Origin of the sequence: Marinomonas sp. IMCC 4694 (genome assembly GCF_008122525.1) — a bacterium.
GTDB lineage: Bacteria > Pseudomonadota > Gammaproteobacteria > Pseudomonadales > Marinomonadaceae > Marinomonas.
The window spans coordinates 1,717,209-1,732,994 of record NZ_VSRV01000001.1 but is presented as its reverse complement, the minus strand read 5'-3'; the positions used below and the strand labels follow the sequence as shown (position 1 = coordinate 1,732,994).

15 protein-coding genes are annotated in these 15,786 nt (G+C 43.5%); 2 read left to right on the top strand and 13 right to left on the bottom strand.

Translation table 11 applies throughout. The annotated features are described in order from the left end of the window. Nucleotides 1-9: 9 nt before the first annotated feature. The 6 genes from FXV75_RS07825 to FXV75_RS07800 all read right to left on the bottom strand — a co-directional run bounded on the left by FXV75_RS07825 (nucleotide 10) and on the right by FXV75_RS07800 (nucleotide 6,596). Nucleotides 10-312: an STAS domain-containing protein gene (locus FXV75_RS07825; protein ID WP_148832293.1), complete on the bottom strand. Its 303-nt coding sequence runs from the start codon at nucleotides 310-312 to the stop codon at nucleotides 10-12. 27 nt (nucleotides 313-339) lie between these two features. Beyond that, a complete protein-coding gene (locus tag FXV75_RS07820) occupies nucleotides 340-642 on the bottom strand; it encodes a BolA/IbaG family iron-sulfur metabolism protein (protein ID WP_148832291.1) in 303 nt (100 codons plus the stop codon). A gap of 20 nt (nucleotides 643-662) precedes the next feature. Beyond that, nucleotides 663-4,079 (bottom strand): SbcC/MukB-like Walker B domain-containing protein, encoded by a 3,417-nt coding sequence (locus FXV75_RS07815; RefSeq protein WP_148832289.1) that lies wholly within the window; start codon nucleotides 4,077-4,079, stop codon nucleotides 663-665. A 9-nt stretch (nucleotides 4,080-4,088) separates the two neighbouring features. Next, nucleotides 4,089-4,730: a DUF4194 domain-containing protein gene (locus tag FXV75_RS07810; RefSeq protein WP_148832288.1), complete on the bottom strand. Its 642-nt coding sequence runs from the start codon at nucleotides 4,728-4,730 to the stop codon at nucleotides 4,089-4,091. Further along, nucleotides 4,730-6,121 carry a Wadjet anti-phage system protein JetA family protein gene (locus FXV75_RS07805; RefSeq protein ID WP_148832286.1) on the bottom strand — a complete coding sequence of 464 codons (1,392 nt, stop codon included), beginning with the start codon at nucleotides 6,119-6,121 and terminating at the stop codon, nucleotides 4,730-4,732. Before FXV75_RS07805 ends, FXV75_RS07810 begins: the two co-directional genes overlap by 1 nt. A 97-nt stretch (nucleotides 6,122-6,218) precedes the next feature. After that, entirely contained in the window at nucleotides 6,219-6,596 is a 378-nt protein-coding gene (locus FXV75_RS07800; protein ID WP_148832284.1) for a sirohydrochlorin chelatase, read from the bottom strand. A gap of 198 nt (nucleotides 6,597-6,794) precedes the next feature. Between FXV75_RS07800 and FXV75_RS07795 the strand changes: the two genes are divergently transcribed. Continuing rightward, on the top strand, nucleotides 6,795-7,673 hold the full coding sequence (locus FXV75_RS07795) for a TIGR01777 family oxidoreductase (protein WP_148832282.1): 879 nt from the start codon (nucleotides 6,795-6,797) through the stop codon (nucleotides 7,671-7,673). A gap of 75 nt (nucleotides 7,674-7,748) precedes the next feature. Here the strand turns inward: FXV75_RS07795 and FXV75_RS07790 are convergent, their stop codons facing one another. The 6 genes from FXV75_RS07790 to FXV75_RS07765 form a co-directional block, all read right to left on the bottom strand. Continuing rightward, entirely contained in the window at nucleotides 7,749-8,249 is a 501-nt protein-coding gene (locus FXV75_RS07790) for a type I DNA topoisomerase (RefSeq protein WP_148832280.1), read from the bottom strand. Nucleotides 8,250-8,252: 3 nt separating this feature from the next. Further along, nucleotides 8,253-8,600, bottom strand: a complete 348-nt coding sequence (locus tag FXV75_RS07785; RefSeq protein WP_148832278.1) for a hypothetical protein — start codon at nucleotides 8,598-8,600, stop codon at nucleotides 8,253-8,255. A gap of 9 nt (nucleotides 8,601-8,609) precedes the next feature. Then, nucleotides 8,610-9,332, bottom strand: coding sequence for an HAD family hydrolase (locus FXV75_RS07780; RefSeq protein WP_148832277.1), 723 nt, complete (start codon nucleotides 9,330-9,332; stop codon nucleotides 8,610-8,612). Next, a complete protein-coding gene (gene hemH, locus FXV75_RS07775; protein ID WP_148832275.1) occupies nucleotides 9,329-10,327 on the bottom strand; it encodes a ferrochelatase in 999 nt (332 codons plus the stop codon). The genes FXV75_RS07780 and hemH overlap by 4 nt, the downstream gene beginning before the upstream one ends. A gap of 82 nt (nucleotides 10,328-10,409) precedes the next feature. After that, the gene (locus tag FXV75_RS07770; protein ID WP_148832273.1) at nucleotides 10,410-11,213 is read right to left on the bottom strand and encodes a sulfite exporter TauE/SafE family protein; all 804 of its coding nucleotides are present in this window, start codon (nucleotides 11,211-11,213) and stop codon (nucleotides 10,410-10,412) included. A 144-nt stretch (nucleotides 11,214-11,357) separates the two neighbouring features. Further along, a complete protein-coding gene (locus FXV75_RS07765) occupies nucleotides 11,358-12,293 on the bottom strand; it encodes a chemotaxis protein CheV (protein WP_148832271.1) in 936 nt (311 codons plus the stop codon). A 156-nt stretch (nucleotides 12,294-12,449) separates the two neighbouring features. On the opposite strand from FXV75_RS07765, the gene FXV75_RS07760 reads away from it, so the two are divergent. After that, a complete protein-coding gene (locus FXV75_RS07760) occupies nucleotides 12,450-13,226 on the top strand; it encodes a TatD family hydrolase (RefSeq protein ID WP_148832270.1) in 777 nt (258 codons plus the stop codon). 28 nt (nucleotides 13,227-13,254) lie between these two features. On the opposite strand, the gene FXV75_RS07755 is transcribed toward FXV75_RS07760, so the two are convergent. Further along, nucleotides 13,255-15,744: a DNA polymerase II gene (locus FXV75_RS07755; RefSeq protein WP_148832268.1), complete on the bottom strand. Its 2,490-nt coding sequence runs from the start codon at nucleotides 15,742-15,744 to the stop codon at nucleotides 13,255-13,257. Nucleotides 15,745-15,786 lie beyond the last annotated feature (42 nt).

Sequence of the window (15,786 nt, the reverse complement as noted above, 5' to 3'; positions counted from 1 at the left end):
TCATTGACCTTATTGAATGTCAAAACGCTTATCAAAACGAGAAATCATCAGAATATTTTTAATGAACGCATTGGCTCCGCGGAGTTGAATATGGCTGTCAGAGGCGATGAAATTCCGCATACTTAACAACATTCCCAGTGCCGCGCTGTCTAAATATTCCACCATCGTCATGTCGACAACATAATACCTATAAGACTTCAAAAGATCGCTGTAAGCGACTCTAAAGTCATTAAATAATGAAAAATCAAAGCTACCGACAACGGCGATGACAGCCGTATCTTGATCTTCTTTTAAAGTGACTGTTATGCTCATTATCGTATTGAGTCAAGGCTATTTACCTTACTCTCCCCCATGACATTGCGGCGAGGAAGGCGCCATTTCGTTGCGCTCAGTCCATTCCTTTTGTGTATACAGGTGCATTGCCAAGGCATGAATCTGTTTCATTTCCTCTGACAAAATGGAATACACAAGCTGGTGCCGCTGCACTAATCGCTTTCCTTTAAAGGCGTCGCTGGCTAAAATCAACTTAAAGTGTGATTCGCTTCCCGCAGGTACATTGTGCATACTGCTTTCATTTTCCAGTGTCATAAAATGCACATCCATTGAGTCTTTTAGACATTGATCTATTTTTTCTTGTATCATTTTTTTCTCGTATCTAAGAATTAAGGCGATGTAAGAACGGTATCACTTTGACCATTTAATAACACTTGTCCTTTCTCTTTTGGGTAGGCAACATCAATTGAAACCGCCCCCCCTTCACGCCAAACGCTAATAATAGTGTCCATATTGGCAGCCATAACAGCACGCTTGTCATCTGGCGCGGCCGCAATGACTTGTAACCCAATGTCTTTCATAAAACCCATGCAAGTGGATGTTTTAATCATATCTATCTTGTTAAAGGCTTCGTCAAACATTGCTAATGAAAATCCACCAACGATTTCACCGTCGGTGGTTTCATGCAAACGATACGTCGTAGATAACGCCGCGGCAATCGCAAGATAAAAAGGTATTTGATGCTCACCACCAGACCCTGTTTGAATCCGCTGACTTAATGTGGTTTTCTTGTTACCTTCAGCATCGAGAATGTCAACTTCAAAATTGTAGAACTTACGGTAATCGGCCAAATCTTGGTGTTTTTCATTATCAGAGATAAGTGCCTGAATCGACGCAATAGCGCGCACGTGATCAGGGTCGTTACTTAAATGTGGATCAAATAATCCGCCAACGTTGGCGTGATCCTGCGCACTAAAGCGCTCTACTAAGTCTAAAATATCTTTCATGTCTCCATTAGGGTAGCAACGAAATTGATAGATTTCCTGGTTAAAAGGACGACGTTTAAGGCTATGGTTCAGCTCTCTTATTATGTGTGCAACCTGATCAAGAGAATCTTTTAACTTGGATACATAGTCTGATCGGAACGTCTCTTCGGCTTCTTTACGTGCAAGTTCAGCACGTTTTGCGTATTTGGCGAGTTCGGTCTCACTTAAGACATCGATCTGATGAATAACATAGTGCTCAAACTCTTCAAACTTGGATTCTAAATAATCTAATTGAATGTCGTCGTCTACATTTGCGTGATGATATTTGCCGTAATGATCAGCAACTTCTTTACGGACTTTTTGGTCAAACCCACGTGCTTTTTCATTGGCTTTATCGGCTCGACTGATGGCTTCTTTGTAAATCGCCGCCCCACTTACCATACTGCCTTCGAGCAACGCGTAACGTTCACTCGCAAATTCAGCATTATACTTTGCATTAGACGTCAAGCGACTTCTCTCTTCGTCAAGTGCCGCTAATGCCGAACTTAACTGGCTTTTTTGTGTGTTCAAAGCGCCAAATTGTTCCGCAATTTGCTGACGCTCGCGGTCTAATTTTTTCTGCTCCAGCTCAACATTAGCAATTCGCAACTTAAGCGCTTCGATGCGCTCTTGTAATTCCGTATCATCATGCTGTTGCAACTGAGAAATTTCTGCTTCGACAGACTCTAATTCCTGTGTCAATCGAGTCAGTGTATGACTGGCATTTCCTATCACATCAACGTCAAACTGATTATTAGCCATCACACGGCCCAATAGGGAATCGGCTTGCTCAAGACGTTGATCTGCCTTTAAAAAGTCCATTAGTTCCGCACTAAGGTTGGCAAGCTGCTTTTCACGAGATTCACGCATCCCATCAGTATTAATACCCACCATCATATGAGAGACAAATCGAATGGTAGAAATGGTGCCTGCTAACTTCAACATGCCATCTGCGGTCATGGCACTGTCTTCTCGCAACAGTTCTCGTTCGGTTTCAACAGGTTTAATGCCGCCAAGGCGACGGTTGAGATAGGCTTGCGCATGATCGTTGTTACACCGAATAAAGCGTAAGGCGGAGTTTTGATCACCACGGTTTAACCAGAGTCGGGTTTGAGTCGTGTCAATAACACGACATCCCATAAGTTGTCGCCTGTGCGCACGAAAGATACGAATCGCCGCCTCTGCATCGTCAGGTTCAACAATTAGGGCTTCACGTTGAGCGCCTAAATACCCTTCTATGGCATCCTGCCACTTCCTATCTGTTACCTCAGAAAGATGGCTTAATGGTGTTGCTGTGATGTTTGCTTCGTTTAGCAAGGCGATGAGACGTTTGGTGTTTTGTGATAAGGGACTAACGCCACCTTTTAACGAAGACACATCAGACTCTAACTGCTTACATTCGTCTTTTAAGTTTAAAATGTTACGGTTTAAAAGGGATCGCTGTGCAAACACCTGCGCTTTCTCTTTGTCCAGTAATGCATTTAATGCCACTAGTCTTTGTGTGAGCGGTTTTAAATTGCCTTCTACCTGTCCAGTTTCAGAGATTAAACCGTCAAACTGGGCAAACTCTTTGACTAAATTTATTGTATCCGTAGATAAAAGTGTATCGTAAGACTGTAAAGATGACAGTAACAAGGTCAGTTGGCGAACTTGTAAAACGGCTTTTTGATCTTGCTGCGATTGCAGAACCAGAAGCTTTTTATTTTGTTCTAATTGTTGAAGTTTCAAGCCGACATCAGAGTGTTCATACTGCTGCTCAAACCGTAACAATTGACTTTGCAGTTGTTTGATCAGGCTGGCTTGTGTGGCTAACTCCTCTTCTATTTCTTCTTCGCGTTCTTTTTGTAATTCATATTGATCTTGAATGTCGTCTTGTTTGGCACCGAGTTCATCAAAACGTGCTTCTGTGGCAATCCACTGATAATTAACCGAACTTTGTTCTTGTTGGTGCTTTTTTTCGCAATCTTGTTTGATCAGCTCGAGGTCATCAATGCGCTTAGCTACTTCAAGCGTTTTGGCTTCAAGTTGGCGATATTCGTTCAAAGACTTTTGATACGCCCCAATTTGTAAAGGCGCTTCTGCCAATACAAAGTCTTGTACAAAGCGCGTGGGTGAGGCAATGGGGACAAATTTCAGCGCATTTTTAAAGTTCTTTAAAAAGCTGTCTAATGTTATGAGGTGGTCTGCACTTGGGCTTAACTCTTCAAGGTAACGATTAATATATTGTGTTGCTGACGCACTGCCCGATTTAATGTAAGGGTCCAGAGCTGTTTTTTTCATCGTTTCACGGACTTCAATCCATGGTTTTGCTTGGTAACTTTTCCCTTCCAATGCATCGATAAAATCGGATTTTCTAACGCCCACGTTGGACAACACAAAACGACCAAGTACATCTTCTTCCGGTGAAGACAAAGAAGCGCTTAACGCTAAGCCGACACTGGACTCTTTGCCTGTTTTACTGTCTTCAAACACTAGGGCCAGGTAACTCGTCGCGTCTTGCCTAGGTTGTGTTCCTAGGCTTTTTATATTGGCAGAGCCTGAATCGATCATTCCTAATATATAAGAACGGATACTTCGACCGCTAGCTTTACCATCGTTGGCACTGGCGTTGTAATTGAGATGGCGCTTACTGGCTCCTGTTAATACCGTTTGAATGGCATCTAATAACGACGATTTGCCCGACCCTGTCGGTCCAATAATGGCCGTGTTGCCACGAATATTAATTTCTTCTGCGCCCAGTAGATACCAGTTCACTAATACGATTCGATTCAGCTTTTTCATGTTATGGCCCTAATCCTGAGGAGTGTCTTGTGCGTCGTTGGCTTCCAGTTCAACAACATCATCTTCATCAGGATCTGTATCGTTGAATGACTCTAATTGTCTTAAATAAGCTTCTGTCACGATTAAACGAACAACTGGCGTAATATTGATTATCTGATTCTTGCTGTCTTCTTCATAAGATTTGCCCCGAATCAATACGCCATGTCGACTTAGCAACGCCAAGATATCTTTGAAGCGTGTTTCATTAGGAATGTCACGTTTGACCAACTGCACAAAGCGGTTTAAAACATGGCGGGTATCCGTAGCCACAAAACCATTATCGACTTCGAAATTCTCGATCTTTTCTTCATAAATCTGACGTAGCACTAATAAAAACAAAGTCTCGTCTGTTTTAAGTCGAACAAAGGCTTCTTTTTGGACCGGTAAAAGCCCCGCCAAGCGCTCATTTTCATTGAGATACAGCGTCATGCCAAGTGCGTCAAACAGACGACCAAAATAGTCTTGGTAAGACTCCAACAGTAAATAATGTTTACGCTGGCCGTGCTTGTAGGCACTGGCAAACTGATTCGCAATTAGGAAGTTGGCCGTATGCTGGAATTCTTGCGCGTCTTTTCCAGACTCTTCCACCACTTTTTTTAGTTCTCTCAGCATTACGCTTTGCTCCTACGTACCACATTAAATTCGCGACACTCAACGAAGTTATGCACATCCAAATAGGTGTGGGTAAATTGTATTTCAAATTCGTCTTCAATTTTCTTTGCATTTACACCCAAAGACCCAACATAGCGCAAGTGGTCAAAGCAGACGAAATCTTCAACAGACTCAATAGTAAAGTCTAAAATGTGCTTTGTTCGTCCAGTGGCTAATTGCTTTTCCAAATAACTCTGCATTTTAGGAAGAGTGACTTGACGGGCTTCATGAAAACGACGTTGTTGGTCTCGAATTATGATGGCCTGAGCAGACACTTCGACAGGGGTCATAATACGAGGCGGAGGTGGCTCTCTACGACGAGAAGGCTGTGCTGCAGAGGCCACTCCGACAAACTTTGCTCCTATCATTCCTTTAAGCACTGGCAGAGAATGATAAGAAGCCGCATCACTGATAATGCCCGCTATTTTGTTGGCCATACCAGGTCGCGAACTGTCCATATAGCGCGCTGTATCCGCCGCTCTTTTTTCGAGTCGATAACGGTATTCATCAATACGTTCTAAGCGCTGTTCGATATTGCTAAACGTTTGAATGATGTCGCGGCAATCTTTCTCAACCATGACAAGTGCTTTGTCCATGGAAATAAGCTGCTGATCAACATAGCACTGAGCCACTTCCTTCATCGTCTTGGAATCACTTAAAAACGATTGGGCTAATTCTAATATTTGACGTCTAAAGCGAAAAGGATTGTTACTGGTTTTCAGTGTTTTGTAGTCAGCGATTAAGATACCTTCTACAAATAGATCAAAAAAGCCGGCAACAATGGCTTTGGGGTCACGGCTATCAAACAATTCTCGTTGTAAACTGCGAATGCCAAGCAGAATTTGGTTAAGATGCGCTGAAAATTCTCGAGAGGCTTCGGCCGATTGGCTGAGTGTGACACCACGTTCTTTGGGGTGTTTAGCAACCGATTCGAGGTTGCTCAAAATACTCAAAACCGTTGCCCCATAATTACGCTTGCCGTGTTGGCTTATCTCAATAAGCGACCTTAATAACATGGAGATTTGTGGGGTCATCAACACGCTAACACGATACAGCTCTTGCTCTTCAACTAACCAGCCCGTGTTTACTAAGCGATGATAAATCCGAAGCGCATAATCATGGAGGGTTTTAGGCGAATCGAAGGGTTCTTTTTGGTCGTCGTGCCAAGCAACAGTGTCCAGCTTGTGAAGCGTGTCTTCAATGGATTCGATAATAACCGATTTGTCTTTAATCGGATCTTCGGCGTGATCATAAAATATCTCAGCTAGATCTTTTAATACCGCTTCCACCAGCGCTCTATTAGAGCCGCTCAATGCCTGAAAAATTTCATCAGGCAAATGCTTAAATAACATCCATTGTGCTCCAGCTATAAATAGTTTTGAACCGCGTTTTTACGAACAGCGCTTTCTTGGGCTACGTAGTTTTGCAGCACACTAACAAACGGCATTCTTATACTTTACCTAGGTGATTAGCGACAGCTGTTTCCATGGCTTTTTTTACCAACTCATCATCACCAATAGGTGGTAACAATGTTAGGTGAAGATCTTCTCTTTGTAAGGCGGTGATTTGTGTAGGAACATCGTGCCTCAAATGACGACCAACAGCCAAAAATAACGGCAATACCGCCACGCTTTTCACTGTGCTTCCAAGCATTGCCACGGCGTCTTCCAGAGAAGGCGTGGTCATTTCCATATAGGCAAGGCTGACATTGTTTTCGCCATACGTTTGAGTAACTTGCGCGTACAAGGCTTCGAAAGGCTGTTTCCAGAGAGGGTCCGGGCTGCCGTGTGCCAGTAGGATAATGTGATCGTATTCTTTGCGTAGCATCTCAATACCTAATAATTCGTTAATGCATCATTTTAGCCATCCTATGGCATAAAAAGAAGGTGCAGAACAAAAAAGGCTGTATTCTTTAAGGGTTATTTATGAAAAATCGTCACCCTAAATTAAAATCGAGAAGTCATTGATCCTATTTCCTTTTTTAAACGTAAAATAAAAGAATTGTTATAATCAAAGGACGCCAACATGAACATTTTAGTATCGGGTGCAACGGGGTTTATTGGGCAATCGCTGCTAAAATCATTGTCTCCAAACGAACATAATATTTACGCCGTTGTTAGAAAAATTGACACTCGACTCCACTCCAGCGTTAGACAGTTCACCCTAGAGACACTTTCTAATATTGACAAAAAAATAGATGTTTTCATTAACTTAGCGGGTGAAAATATCGCCAGCAAACCCTGGACTGAGAAGCGTAAAAAACACCTTTACGATAGCCGAGTGACATTGACAGACTCAGTCCGTTTAGCATTGCAGCACCCTCCTTCTTTGGTTATTTCAATGTCGGCCATCGGTTTCTATGGGGTCGCGCGTCACGGGGTATTTTCGGAAGATACGCCTCCAAAGGGTGGTTTTTCTCATGAACTTTGTAAAGCATGGGAAGACTCAGCCCACGCCTTCTTAAATGATCAAACGCGAATTGTCATTTTTAGGTTGGGTGTTGTCTTAGGTAGAGGTGGTGCGCTGAATAAAATGCGTCTGCCTTTTAAACTCGGTGCAGGAGGTCCTATTGCTGGTGGCAAGCAATGGTTTTCTTGGGTTCATATAGACGATGTGGTTAACGCCATTACAACGGCGATGCGCGACCAAGACTATGTGGGCGAATACAACCTTGTCGCTGCTGAATTGATAGAGCAACAGCACTTCGCGAAAGCGTATGCTCGTTCATTAAATCGACCTGCTGTTTTGCCGACACCTAGATGGATGTTAAATGCGATATTTGGCGAAATGGCTTGCTTATTGACTGAAGGGGCTAAAATTGTGCCTAAACGTCTTGAGCAGCAAGGCTTCGAGTTTTCGTTTGATACGATTGAGAAAGCGCTTGAAGACATTGAAAATCAGTAATTAGTTGAAAGTTGAAAGTTGAGAGAATGAAATATTTCTATAATTAATAACCAATCATTTCGCAGCAGGCATTTACTATTTTTTCTTTGGTACAGGCAGTCCATTGTTATCGTTTAAAGTATGAGTGCACGTCGGATAGGTCACACAGCCCCAGAAGTAACCATTCTTGCTCTTTTTTCTAATCAAATAATGACCGCAAAGCCGACAAGGGTATTTCTTCGTACTTGATGGAATTCCTTTGTCATCTTCGACGGTCACTTTGCATTCAGGATAACGAGAGCATCCCCAGAAAGAATTCTCTTTAAACGTTTTTTTTCTCAATGGCGACTGGCATGAAGGGCATAGGTAGCGTTTTGCTCTGACGGGTTTTCCGTTTTCATTGTTTGCGGTGTAATCACAATTTGGATAGGCTTCGCAGCCCCAAAAATCACCATTGGCGCCCTGTTTTAACATCAATAAACTGTCACACTTAGGACATCGGTATCGAACTTTTGCCGACGTTATTTGAGCGTCATTTTGCTCTAAGAACTCTTGTTCCCAGTGAGTAACAAATAATTTAGAGGGCTTTTCTGTCACGGTCTATTGTTTCTCAATTAGGCAAAGAGCACTGTCTTCTTTGCATTCTTCCTCAGGTAAGAGCGATTTTATCTTTGACACGCCTATTTTAGCGTTATCTTGAGTTGCTACACCGACTTCTTTCATTTTGTCCCAAATCACAAGACCTGTCTCTTTTGCATTCTCACTGGCTTTTTCACCGAGTACACTGGCTTTTTCTGAAGCACGTTGTGCCACGTCAGAACTGGCTTGTTTGGTTTCTCCCCACCATTGTTGTGCCGTACTTTTGGCTTTATCAAACGCGTTTTCATCGGCCTGTACAAGAGACGAAAATAAAATAAATAACACTAATATCACTTTGAAATTCATCATTCTTTCACCTTATCGCGATGATGTTTGCTGTAACCAGCCTTCAAGTTGAGAAATATCTTTTAAACGAGTCAGTAAAGGATAAGACTGTAGTACTTCTTCGCTCACTTGCTCGTGCTCCCATGTACTGTGATAAGAAATATGCAGCGCTTTAGCACCAATATCCATAACAGGTAATACATCTGATTTCAGTGAGTTCCCCACCATGAGGAATTCTTCCGCTTTCCATCCATGACGTTGCAAAATTTGACGGTATGTTTCGGGCGTTTTATCACTGACAATTTCAACGACATCAAAATAATCGGCAAGCCCTGACCTCGCTAGCTTACTTTCTTGGTCCAGCAGGTCGCCTTTGGTAATAACTAACAATTGAAAACGACCATGCAACCGCTTTAAAACCTGTTCGACCTGATCGAGCAACTCAACTGGAGACGCCAACATACACTTGGCAAGCTGTATAATTTGATGAATTTCGCTCCCTGAAATACGCCCTTCTGTCAATTCAATGGCGGTTTCAATCATCGACAGCGTAAAGCCTTTGATGCCATAACCAAAGTGCGCGAGGTTTTTTACCTGTGTTTCACCAAGATGAGAGCGAATAAAGACCTCATTCTGGTAAGGTAACAACAATTCAATGAAGGCATCTTGAGCATGAATAAAAATGTCTTCATTTCGCCAAAGCGTGTCGTCTGCATCAAACGCAATCGTTTTAATGCTTAAGGCGTCAGAGGTCATAAAGACGTCCATTGCTTGGTATTTTGCTCAATTAAAGCAAGATACAAATCAACCTGATCAGAAGAGTCATTTAACGCGGGAATATACTCAAAGGCTTCCCCGCCGTTGTGCTTGAACTCGTCTCCAAGTTCTAACGTGATTTCTTCGAGCGTCTCAATGCAATCAATCGAAAACGCAGGGCTGATGACATTGATTTTCTTGATCCCTTTTGAAGGAAATGCTTTCAAAGTCGCATCCGCGTAGGGTTTAAGCCACTCTTCGCGACCAAAGCGGGATTGATACACATGCGTCCACTCATCGTCTTTTAAGCCAAGCTCCTCTGCCACCCGCTTACTGGTTGTATTGCAGCGCCTTGCATAAGGATCACCGTTAGTAACATAACGTTTTGGAATGCCATGATAAGACAACACAAGATGCCGACGTTCGCCCTGCTGCTCCCATTGTTTACGTATTGAATTAGCCAACGCAGTGATGTATAGCGGATGATCGGCGTAATCATGCAGTAACTGCAACGAAGGCCAGTGGGGGCAGCGTTTTAAAGATGACATTAATCTATCGTAAGCGGCTCCTGTTGTCGTTGCAGAAAACTGAGGGTACATGGGCACAACCACGATGTTTTTGACCCCTTGTTTTCTCAGTGCGTTCGCGGCGACTTCCATGCTTGGATTACCGTAAGTCATTGCTAATTCAACAGGTACGTCATAGCCATTTTTTTCGGCTAACGCTTTTTTTACGTTTTCTTTTAAGCGTTGACTTAACACCAACAAAGGTGAGCCCTCATCCATCCACACTTGTTGATATACTTTCGCCACCTTAGGAGGTCGTATTGTTAAGATGATCAGATTTAAAATAGGCTTCCATAACAAAGGATTAAGATCCACTACTCGACTGTCAGAAAGAAATTCTCGAAGAAAACGACGAACATCCGCCGTATTTGCGCCATCTGGAGTGCCTAAGTTAATCATTAGAACGCCATAGTCACTGGTATTTTTCATCTTGTACCTTTGAATTTGTTTAACATGTATATCACACCATAATGGGGCCAATCGTTCAAATACCAAGCCTATCGAGTGCCATTTACCACCAGATTCGAACCACGGAACAAGCCAAAAAAATCATCACGCTCACCGCTAAAACCTTTTTGTCCAACGCATTACCACGGTGCCGACATAGCCAATAAAACACCGTATGCGCTAACGCTAAAACACCCAATGAAGGTAGATGAATTGCCCCAGCAAAACCTGATAATCCCAAGTCATTAAACGGCTTGGCGGGAAAAATAAAGCCGATCATCGCCGCAATCGAGCTAAAAACGACAAATCCAGCCGTTGTGCCGTCGATGAGACCGACGCTGACTTTTTTGAGTCGGCTCAGCATATAGCTAAGATCTTGCCCGTTATTACCCGATAATAGGGAAACAATGCCAACGAGCAACCCTAAGGGTAAATCGATAAAACGCTTCTGTGTATTATTGTTCTTGCTGTCAGCTTTAATTGGAAAAAGAAGCGCAAACAAAGCGAATAGGACCACCACAGAGAACGCAACCTTAAAAACCAACACACTGATAATTGAAAGAAGCTGCGCCCCGATAACCCCTCCCATGGCAATACCAGGGGCAAAATGAATCAACGATGTCGAGTCAACGGCATTGGCTTTCATTGCGTTTATCCAAATGTACAGTTGGATGGGAATAAAAGCCGTTATACAGGTCGCCACGATCGGCAAAACATGATCTTCGAATGAATAACCAAATACAGGAAAAAAAAGATACAAAGCAGGTATCGCAATAAAAGTGGGAGATACCCTAATCAGCGCGATGGTCGATCCAGTCGCCGCTCCAACAAGCAGCAATAATAAAAGTATGTCAATATTTAGCATCATATAATGGCGAAAAATAAAAAATAGAAGAAGAAATGCGTAGAAAATTGTTTAAAAAGTCGGCTTAAAAAAAAGCAGACTCGTGTCTGCTTTTATACTTTTTATGACGGTGTGAGTGAGCAAAAATCAATCAATCTCATCGATACACTAGCCTTTATCAATAACCATCCGTATACGATCTTGAATTAATGAAGCGAGTTTGTCCGGTTGGAATTTGGATAAAAAGTCATCACACCCAACTTTTTGCACCATCGCTTTGTTAAAACTACCACTTAGTGAAGTATGTAAAACGATGTGTAAATCTTTCAGCCTTGGGTCTTCACGCACTTCACGGGTTAGTCGATAGCCGTCCATTTCAGGCATCTCGGCATCCGTGATCATCATGAGCAATTTACTCGGTACATCTTCACCTTCGGCGGCCCATTTTTTGAGTTTTTCGAGCCCTCGTTTGCCATCTGTCGCTTCGTGAACTTTAATGCCCATATAATCTAACGTAGAGCGACATTGCGCAAGGCCAACTGACGAATCATCTACCACCAGCACCTCAAGACCTTTGGCGTGCTCTAATAATGCAGTATCAATCACATCGTCGCTGACTCGGCTGTCGTAAGGTGATATTTCAGCCAGTACTTTTTCAACATCGATGATTTCCACAATACGATCATTCACTCGTGTAATGGCCGTCAGATAATGTTGGCGCCCTGTACCATCGGGCGGCGGCAGTATTTCCGTCCAATTCATATTGATAATGCGATCGACATCACCCACCATAAATCCTTGTACGGTATTGTTGTATTCCGTCACAATCAAATTACAAGGCTGTGTTCTATCAATGGGCCTCATACCAATCGATTCTGACAGATCAATAACAGGAATCGTTCTACCACGAAAATGTGTGACGCCAGCGACAGAAGAATGCCTATGTGGCATTAAATTCAACCGTGGGAGCTGTACCACCTCTTGAACTTTGAAAACGTTGATTGCAAACATTTGCATGCCACCAAGTTGGAACATCAATAATTCTAGGCGATTCTCACCGACTAACTTGGTTCTTTGGTCTACAGCGTCTAACATGCTTGCCATATTTTACTCCAAACATTTTTAATTGAGGCGTTAATAGGTTTTCCTCATGATATTGTATTCGCTTGATGGTTACAGTAGTTTTTTGTGTAAACTGATCTTATGCGCACAATATATGCGTTCGGTGACGACATTTACCCCACCCTAAATGAGAATTATATGATCGACATCGGTGTCAACATTAACCATTCGTTTTTCCTGAATGACCTAAGCGTGGTCTTGTCAGAGATGAAAGAAACCGGCGTTACCGGCATGATATGTATCGCTTCGGACCTAGAAGAAAGCCAGACAATACACGCTTTAAGTCAGCAGCATTTAGGGCTATGGCACACAGTAGGTTGTCATCCTCATCAAGCGAAAACATGGACAAATGACAGCAAAGCGCTCTGTGAGGCTCTTATCCAAGCCCAGCGCCCCGTAGCAATGGGTGAAACGGGCTTAGACTTTAACCGTAACTACTCAACACCAAACGAGCAAAGAGCCGCTTTTCACGCTCAAATCGAACTGGCTACGCAGTGTCAATTACCCTTATATTTGCATGAAAGAGACGCCCATCAAGAAATGATCGCAACGCTCAAACAGCACCCAGACTTGGCTCAAAAGTCGGTAATTCACTGTTTTACGGGCAGTCGAGCAGAATTAGACGAGTATTTGGCATTAGGTTTGTGCATTGGCATTACAGGCTGGGTGTGCGATGAACGCCGTGGCGCTGAGTTACAAGCTGCGATTCCTCATATCCCCCTAGATCGCTTGTTATTAGAAACCGACGCCCCCTACTTGCTGCCACGCACTATTCGGCCTCGCCCCAAAAAAAATCATCCTAAATACTTGCCTTACGTTGCCGAAGAAGTGGCTCGACTAAAGAACATAGACATGAGGGCATTAATTGAAGCAACGCGAGCCAATACCGCGCGCGTTTTTCAAATTCCACTTTAAGACACATGCCGATCTCAAAAGCTTAACATCACAACAAAGAAATTTGTTGTGATGTTAAACGGTCCATCGTTGTGTTAAAAAAAGGCAAAATACTTTCGGCAATCGGCTCGATTTGTTTCTCTATGTAGTGCTCGTAATCTAGGTCGGTTAAATCGTTTGCGCTTTCGAATGGCACCACGCCGCTGCGTTGATATACGTAAGACACTCGCTGTCGACCCTTGCTGTATTCTGGTGGAAGGCCTTGCTCAGCTCGTTTAGCGTCGATCATAGCGGCTGCGCGTACATGAGGCGGCTTGTTTTTGGTATAAGCCGACACAGGGCGACTTAATTGCTTGCTGTAGACCAGTTGGTCGTCGTATTGACCAGATCGTAGGGCATTTATTGTTTCCTGTATAAAGCTCACCGGATTTTCGTCATTAAATATTTTTTCAAACAAGGTGCGTTGGAATTGCCGTGCCAATGGCGTCCAATCTGTCCTTGCCGCTTCTAAACCTTTAAAAACCAACGTTCCGGCGGATTTTCCTGCATAGCGTTTTTTACTGCCTTCTTGCGTTCCTCGAATGGTCGGCATAAAAAAACGATCATAGACACGTTCGAATTCCAATTCTAAATGGGAATCTAGTTGCGCATAATCTTGGCACCAATGTGACAAACACGCATTGATGTGATCTCGCAGTATTTCCCCTTGCCGTTGAGGGCTTTGAGTTCCATCGCCGTTTAGGTTGTCTTCCATTAAACGACCTTCAGGTACATTCCGTTGAGGTACATTCCGTTGAGGTACATTGCGTTGAGGTACATTGCTTTCACCTAGAGTGACAAATAAAGAATCTGTATCACCATAAATGACCTTGGCGCCACGTGCTTCCATCCAATGCTTGGTGCGATCCAATAACTCATGACCACGCATGGTAATCGAGCTCGCTAATTCAGCATGATAAAAACGGCACACTGTAGAGCCCAGCACACCATAAAACGAATTCATAATGATCTTGATTGCATAACTTAAAATACGGTTATCCGATTGCTTAGCGCGTTCACGAGCATCGGCCAGTTCGCTTACCAGTGCGGGTAAAATCGCGCTATGGCGATCGAAGTGTGCACCAAGAAACCCCGGCACCACATCCGTGTTTAATAGTGAAAGAGACGGCGCGTCGTTAGGTAACTGTGTCGATGTGGCGAGGTGTTTCGCGACGACCCGCGCTAAAGGGTCAATATGAAAGGTACGAATAATGCTTGGATATAGGCTTTTGAAGTCAAATACCAAGACGTTTTTATATAAGCCCGGAATAGACGACATCACAAAACCACCCGGGCTCGCAACATACTCATCGTCGCTCCACGCGGGTGCCACAAACCCCGCTCCATGCAATCGAGGCAGATAAAGATTTTCAAACGCGGCAACAGAACCGCCTGTTTGCTCAAATGGAATGCCGGTCAAATCCACTCTTGTTTGCTGTAACTCTATGAGTTTAAGTTTGTCGAAAATTCGTAACACTAGGTCACAATCTTGAAGGTTGTAAGCTATAAAGGCGCTTAGATCGTCTCTGTGTAAACGCTCAATATCTTGCCATCGCTGATTTCCATGCAGCAGTTTGGTGTCGTTAAGGATTTCTTTGCTGACGTTGTTTAAACTGAACGACTCAAATTGATACCCACCGACCTTGAGTAAAGCAATGCCGTCAAGAGCGACTCGGCCTGGAATGGTGGCAAAATACTTTCCTTGATTTTCAGAAGAACGAATGGTCCAACTTTCGCCATTCACGCCAAACGCGGGACGAATCCCTAGCGCTTGACAGCGCTTATCAATGAATTGCAAATCAAAACCGATTAGATTCCAGCCAATAAAAATGTCTGGAGAATGCTTTTTCACAAAGCGTATAAAAGCCAGCAATAGGCTTTTTTCGTCTTCAAAGCATTCAACATCCGCCAACGAATCGGTAAGATCAGGGCGCTGATTGGTCACTACAAAAGCGACGCGTACATCAACCGCCGTAATACCAATGGATAAGAGTGTATTAGTAGACACCGACGTTTCGATGTCCAGGGACCACACCCGCCAACTAGGCTGCCAGTCTCCTGCGATAACTCGTGCTTGATGAAATGTCTGCCCAGTAGGATCAGCTTCCCCAACAAAACGAATGGCCCCGCGAACATGTCGCTCCATCAAATAACGATTGTGCGCTTTAATGTCCTCTTCAAACAGAGCATAACCGCTTTGTTTCACGAGCTTGGTTATTTGTTGATGAAGCAGTAGGCTGCTGCTTCGGACCATAACAACGGGGACATTATCGAAGGAGCGATAAGCGCATTCGTGAAACTCAATGCCAGTAATCTGAGACGGGAAGTCACTGGAAGTAAAAAACGCTAAGGGTGCATCCGTGAAAAATACACTCAGTTGCCGGTCAGGCAACACCTTAACCGTTCCTTCAGGGGTTTTCACAAATAAGTACATCTCGATGTGGCCATTCACATCACGGGTATGGCGGCTGACAATATAGCCGTATTTTTCTACCAACATCGAGAAGCCCTTATTCAAGCCGTCTTTTTATTATTCATTACC

Coding starts and splice junctions, on each gene's coding strand:
- FXV75_RS07825 (WP_148832293.1), bottom strand. CDS start 312: ATGAGCATAACAGTCACTTTAAAAGAAGATCAAGATACGGCTGTCATC.
- FXV75_RS07820 (WP_148832291.1), bottom strand. CDS start 642: ATGATACAAGAAAAAATAGATCAATGTCTAAAAGACTCAATGGATGTG.
- FXV75_RS07815 (WP_148832289.1), bottom strand. CDS start 4,079: ATGAAAAAGCTGAATCGAATCGTATTAGTGAACTGGTATCTACTGGGC.
- FXV75_RS07810 (WP_148832288.1), bottom strand. CDS start 4,730: ATGCTGAGAGAACTAAAAAAAGTGGTGGAAGAGTCTGGAAAAGACGCG.
- FXV75_RS07805 (WP_148832286.1), bottom strand. CDS start 6,121: ATGTTATTTAAGCATTTGCCTGATGAAATTTTTCAGGCATTGAGCGGC.
- FXV75_RS07800 (WP_148832284.1), bottom strand. CDS start 6,596: ATGCTACGCAAAGAATACGATCACATTATCCTACTGGCACACGGCAGC.
- FXV75_RS07795 (WP_148832282.1), top strand. CDS start 6,795: ATGAACATTTTAGTATCGGGTGCAACGGGGTTTATTGGGCAATCGCTG.
- FXV75_RS07785 (WP_148832278.1), bottom strand. CDS start 8,600: ATGATGAATTTCAAAGTGATATTAGTGTTATTTATTTTATTTTCGTCT.
- FXV75_RS07780 (WP_148832277.1), bottom strand. CDS start 9,332: ATGACCTCTGACGCCTTAAGCATTAAAACGATTGCGTTTGATGCAGAC.
- hemH (WP_148832275.1), bottom strand. CDS start 10,327: ATGAAAAATACCAGTGACTATGGCGTTCTAATGATTAACTTAGGCACT.
- FXV75_RS07770 (WP_148832273.1), bottom strand. CDS start 11,213: ATGATGCTAAATATTGACATACTTTTATTATTGCTGCTTGTTGGAGCG.
- FXV75_RS07765 (WP_148832271.1), bottom strand. CDS start 12,293: ATGGCAAGCATGTTAGACGCTGTAGACCAAAGAACCAAGTTAGTCGGT.
- FXV75_RS07760 (WP_148832270.1), top strand. CDS start 12,450: ATGATCGACATCGGTGTCAACATTAACCATTCGTTTTTCCTGAATGAC.
- FXV75_RS07755 (WP_148832268.1), bottom strand. CDS start 15,744: ATGTTGGTAGAAAAATACGGCTATATTGTCAGCCGCCATACCCGTGAT.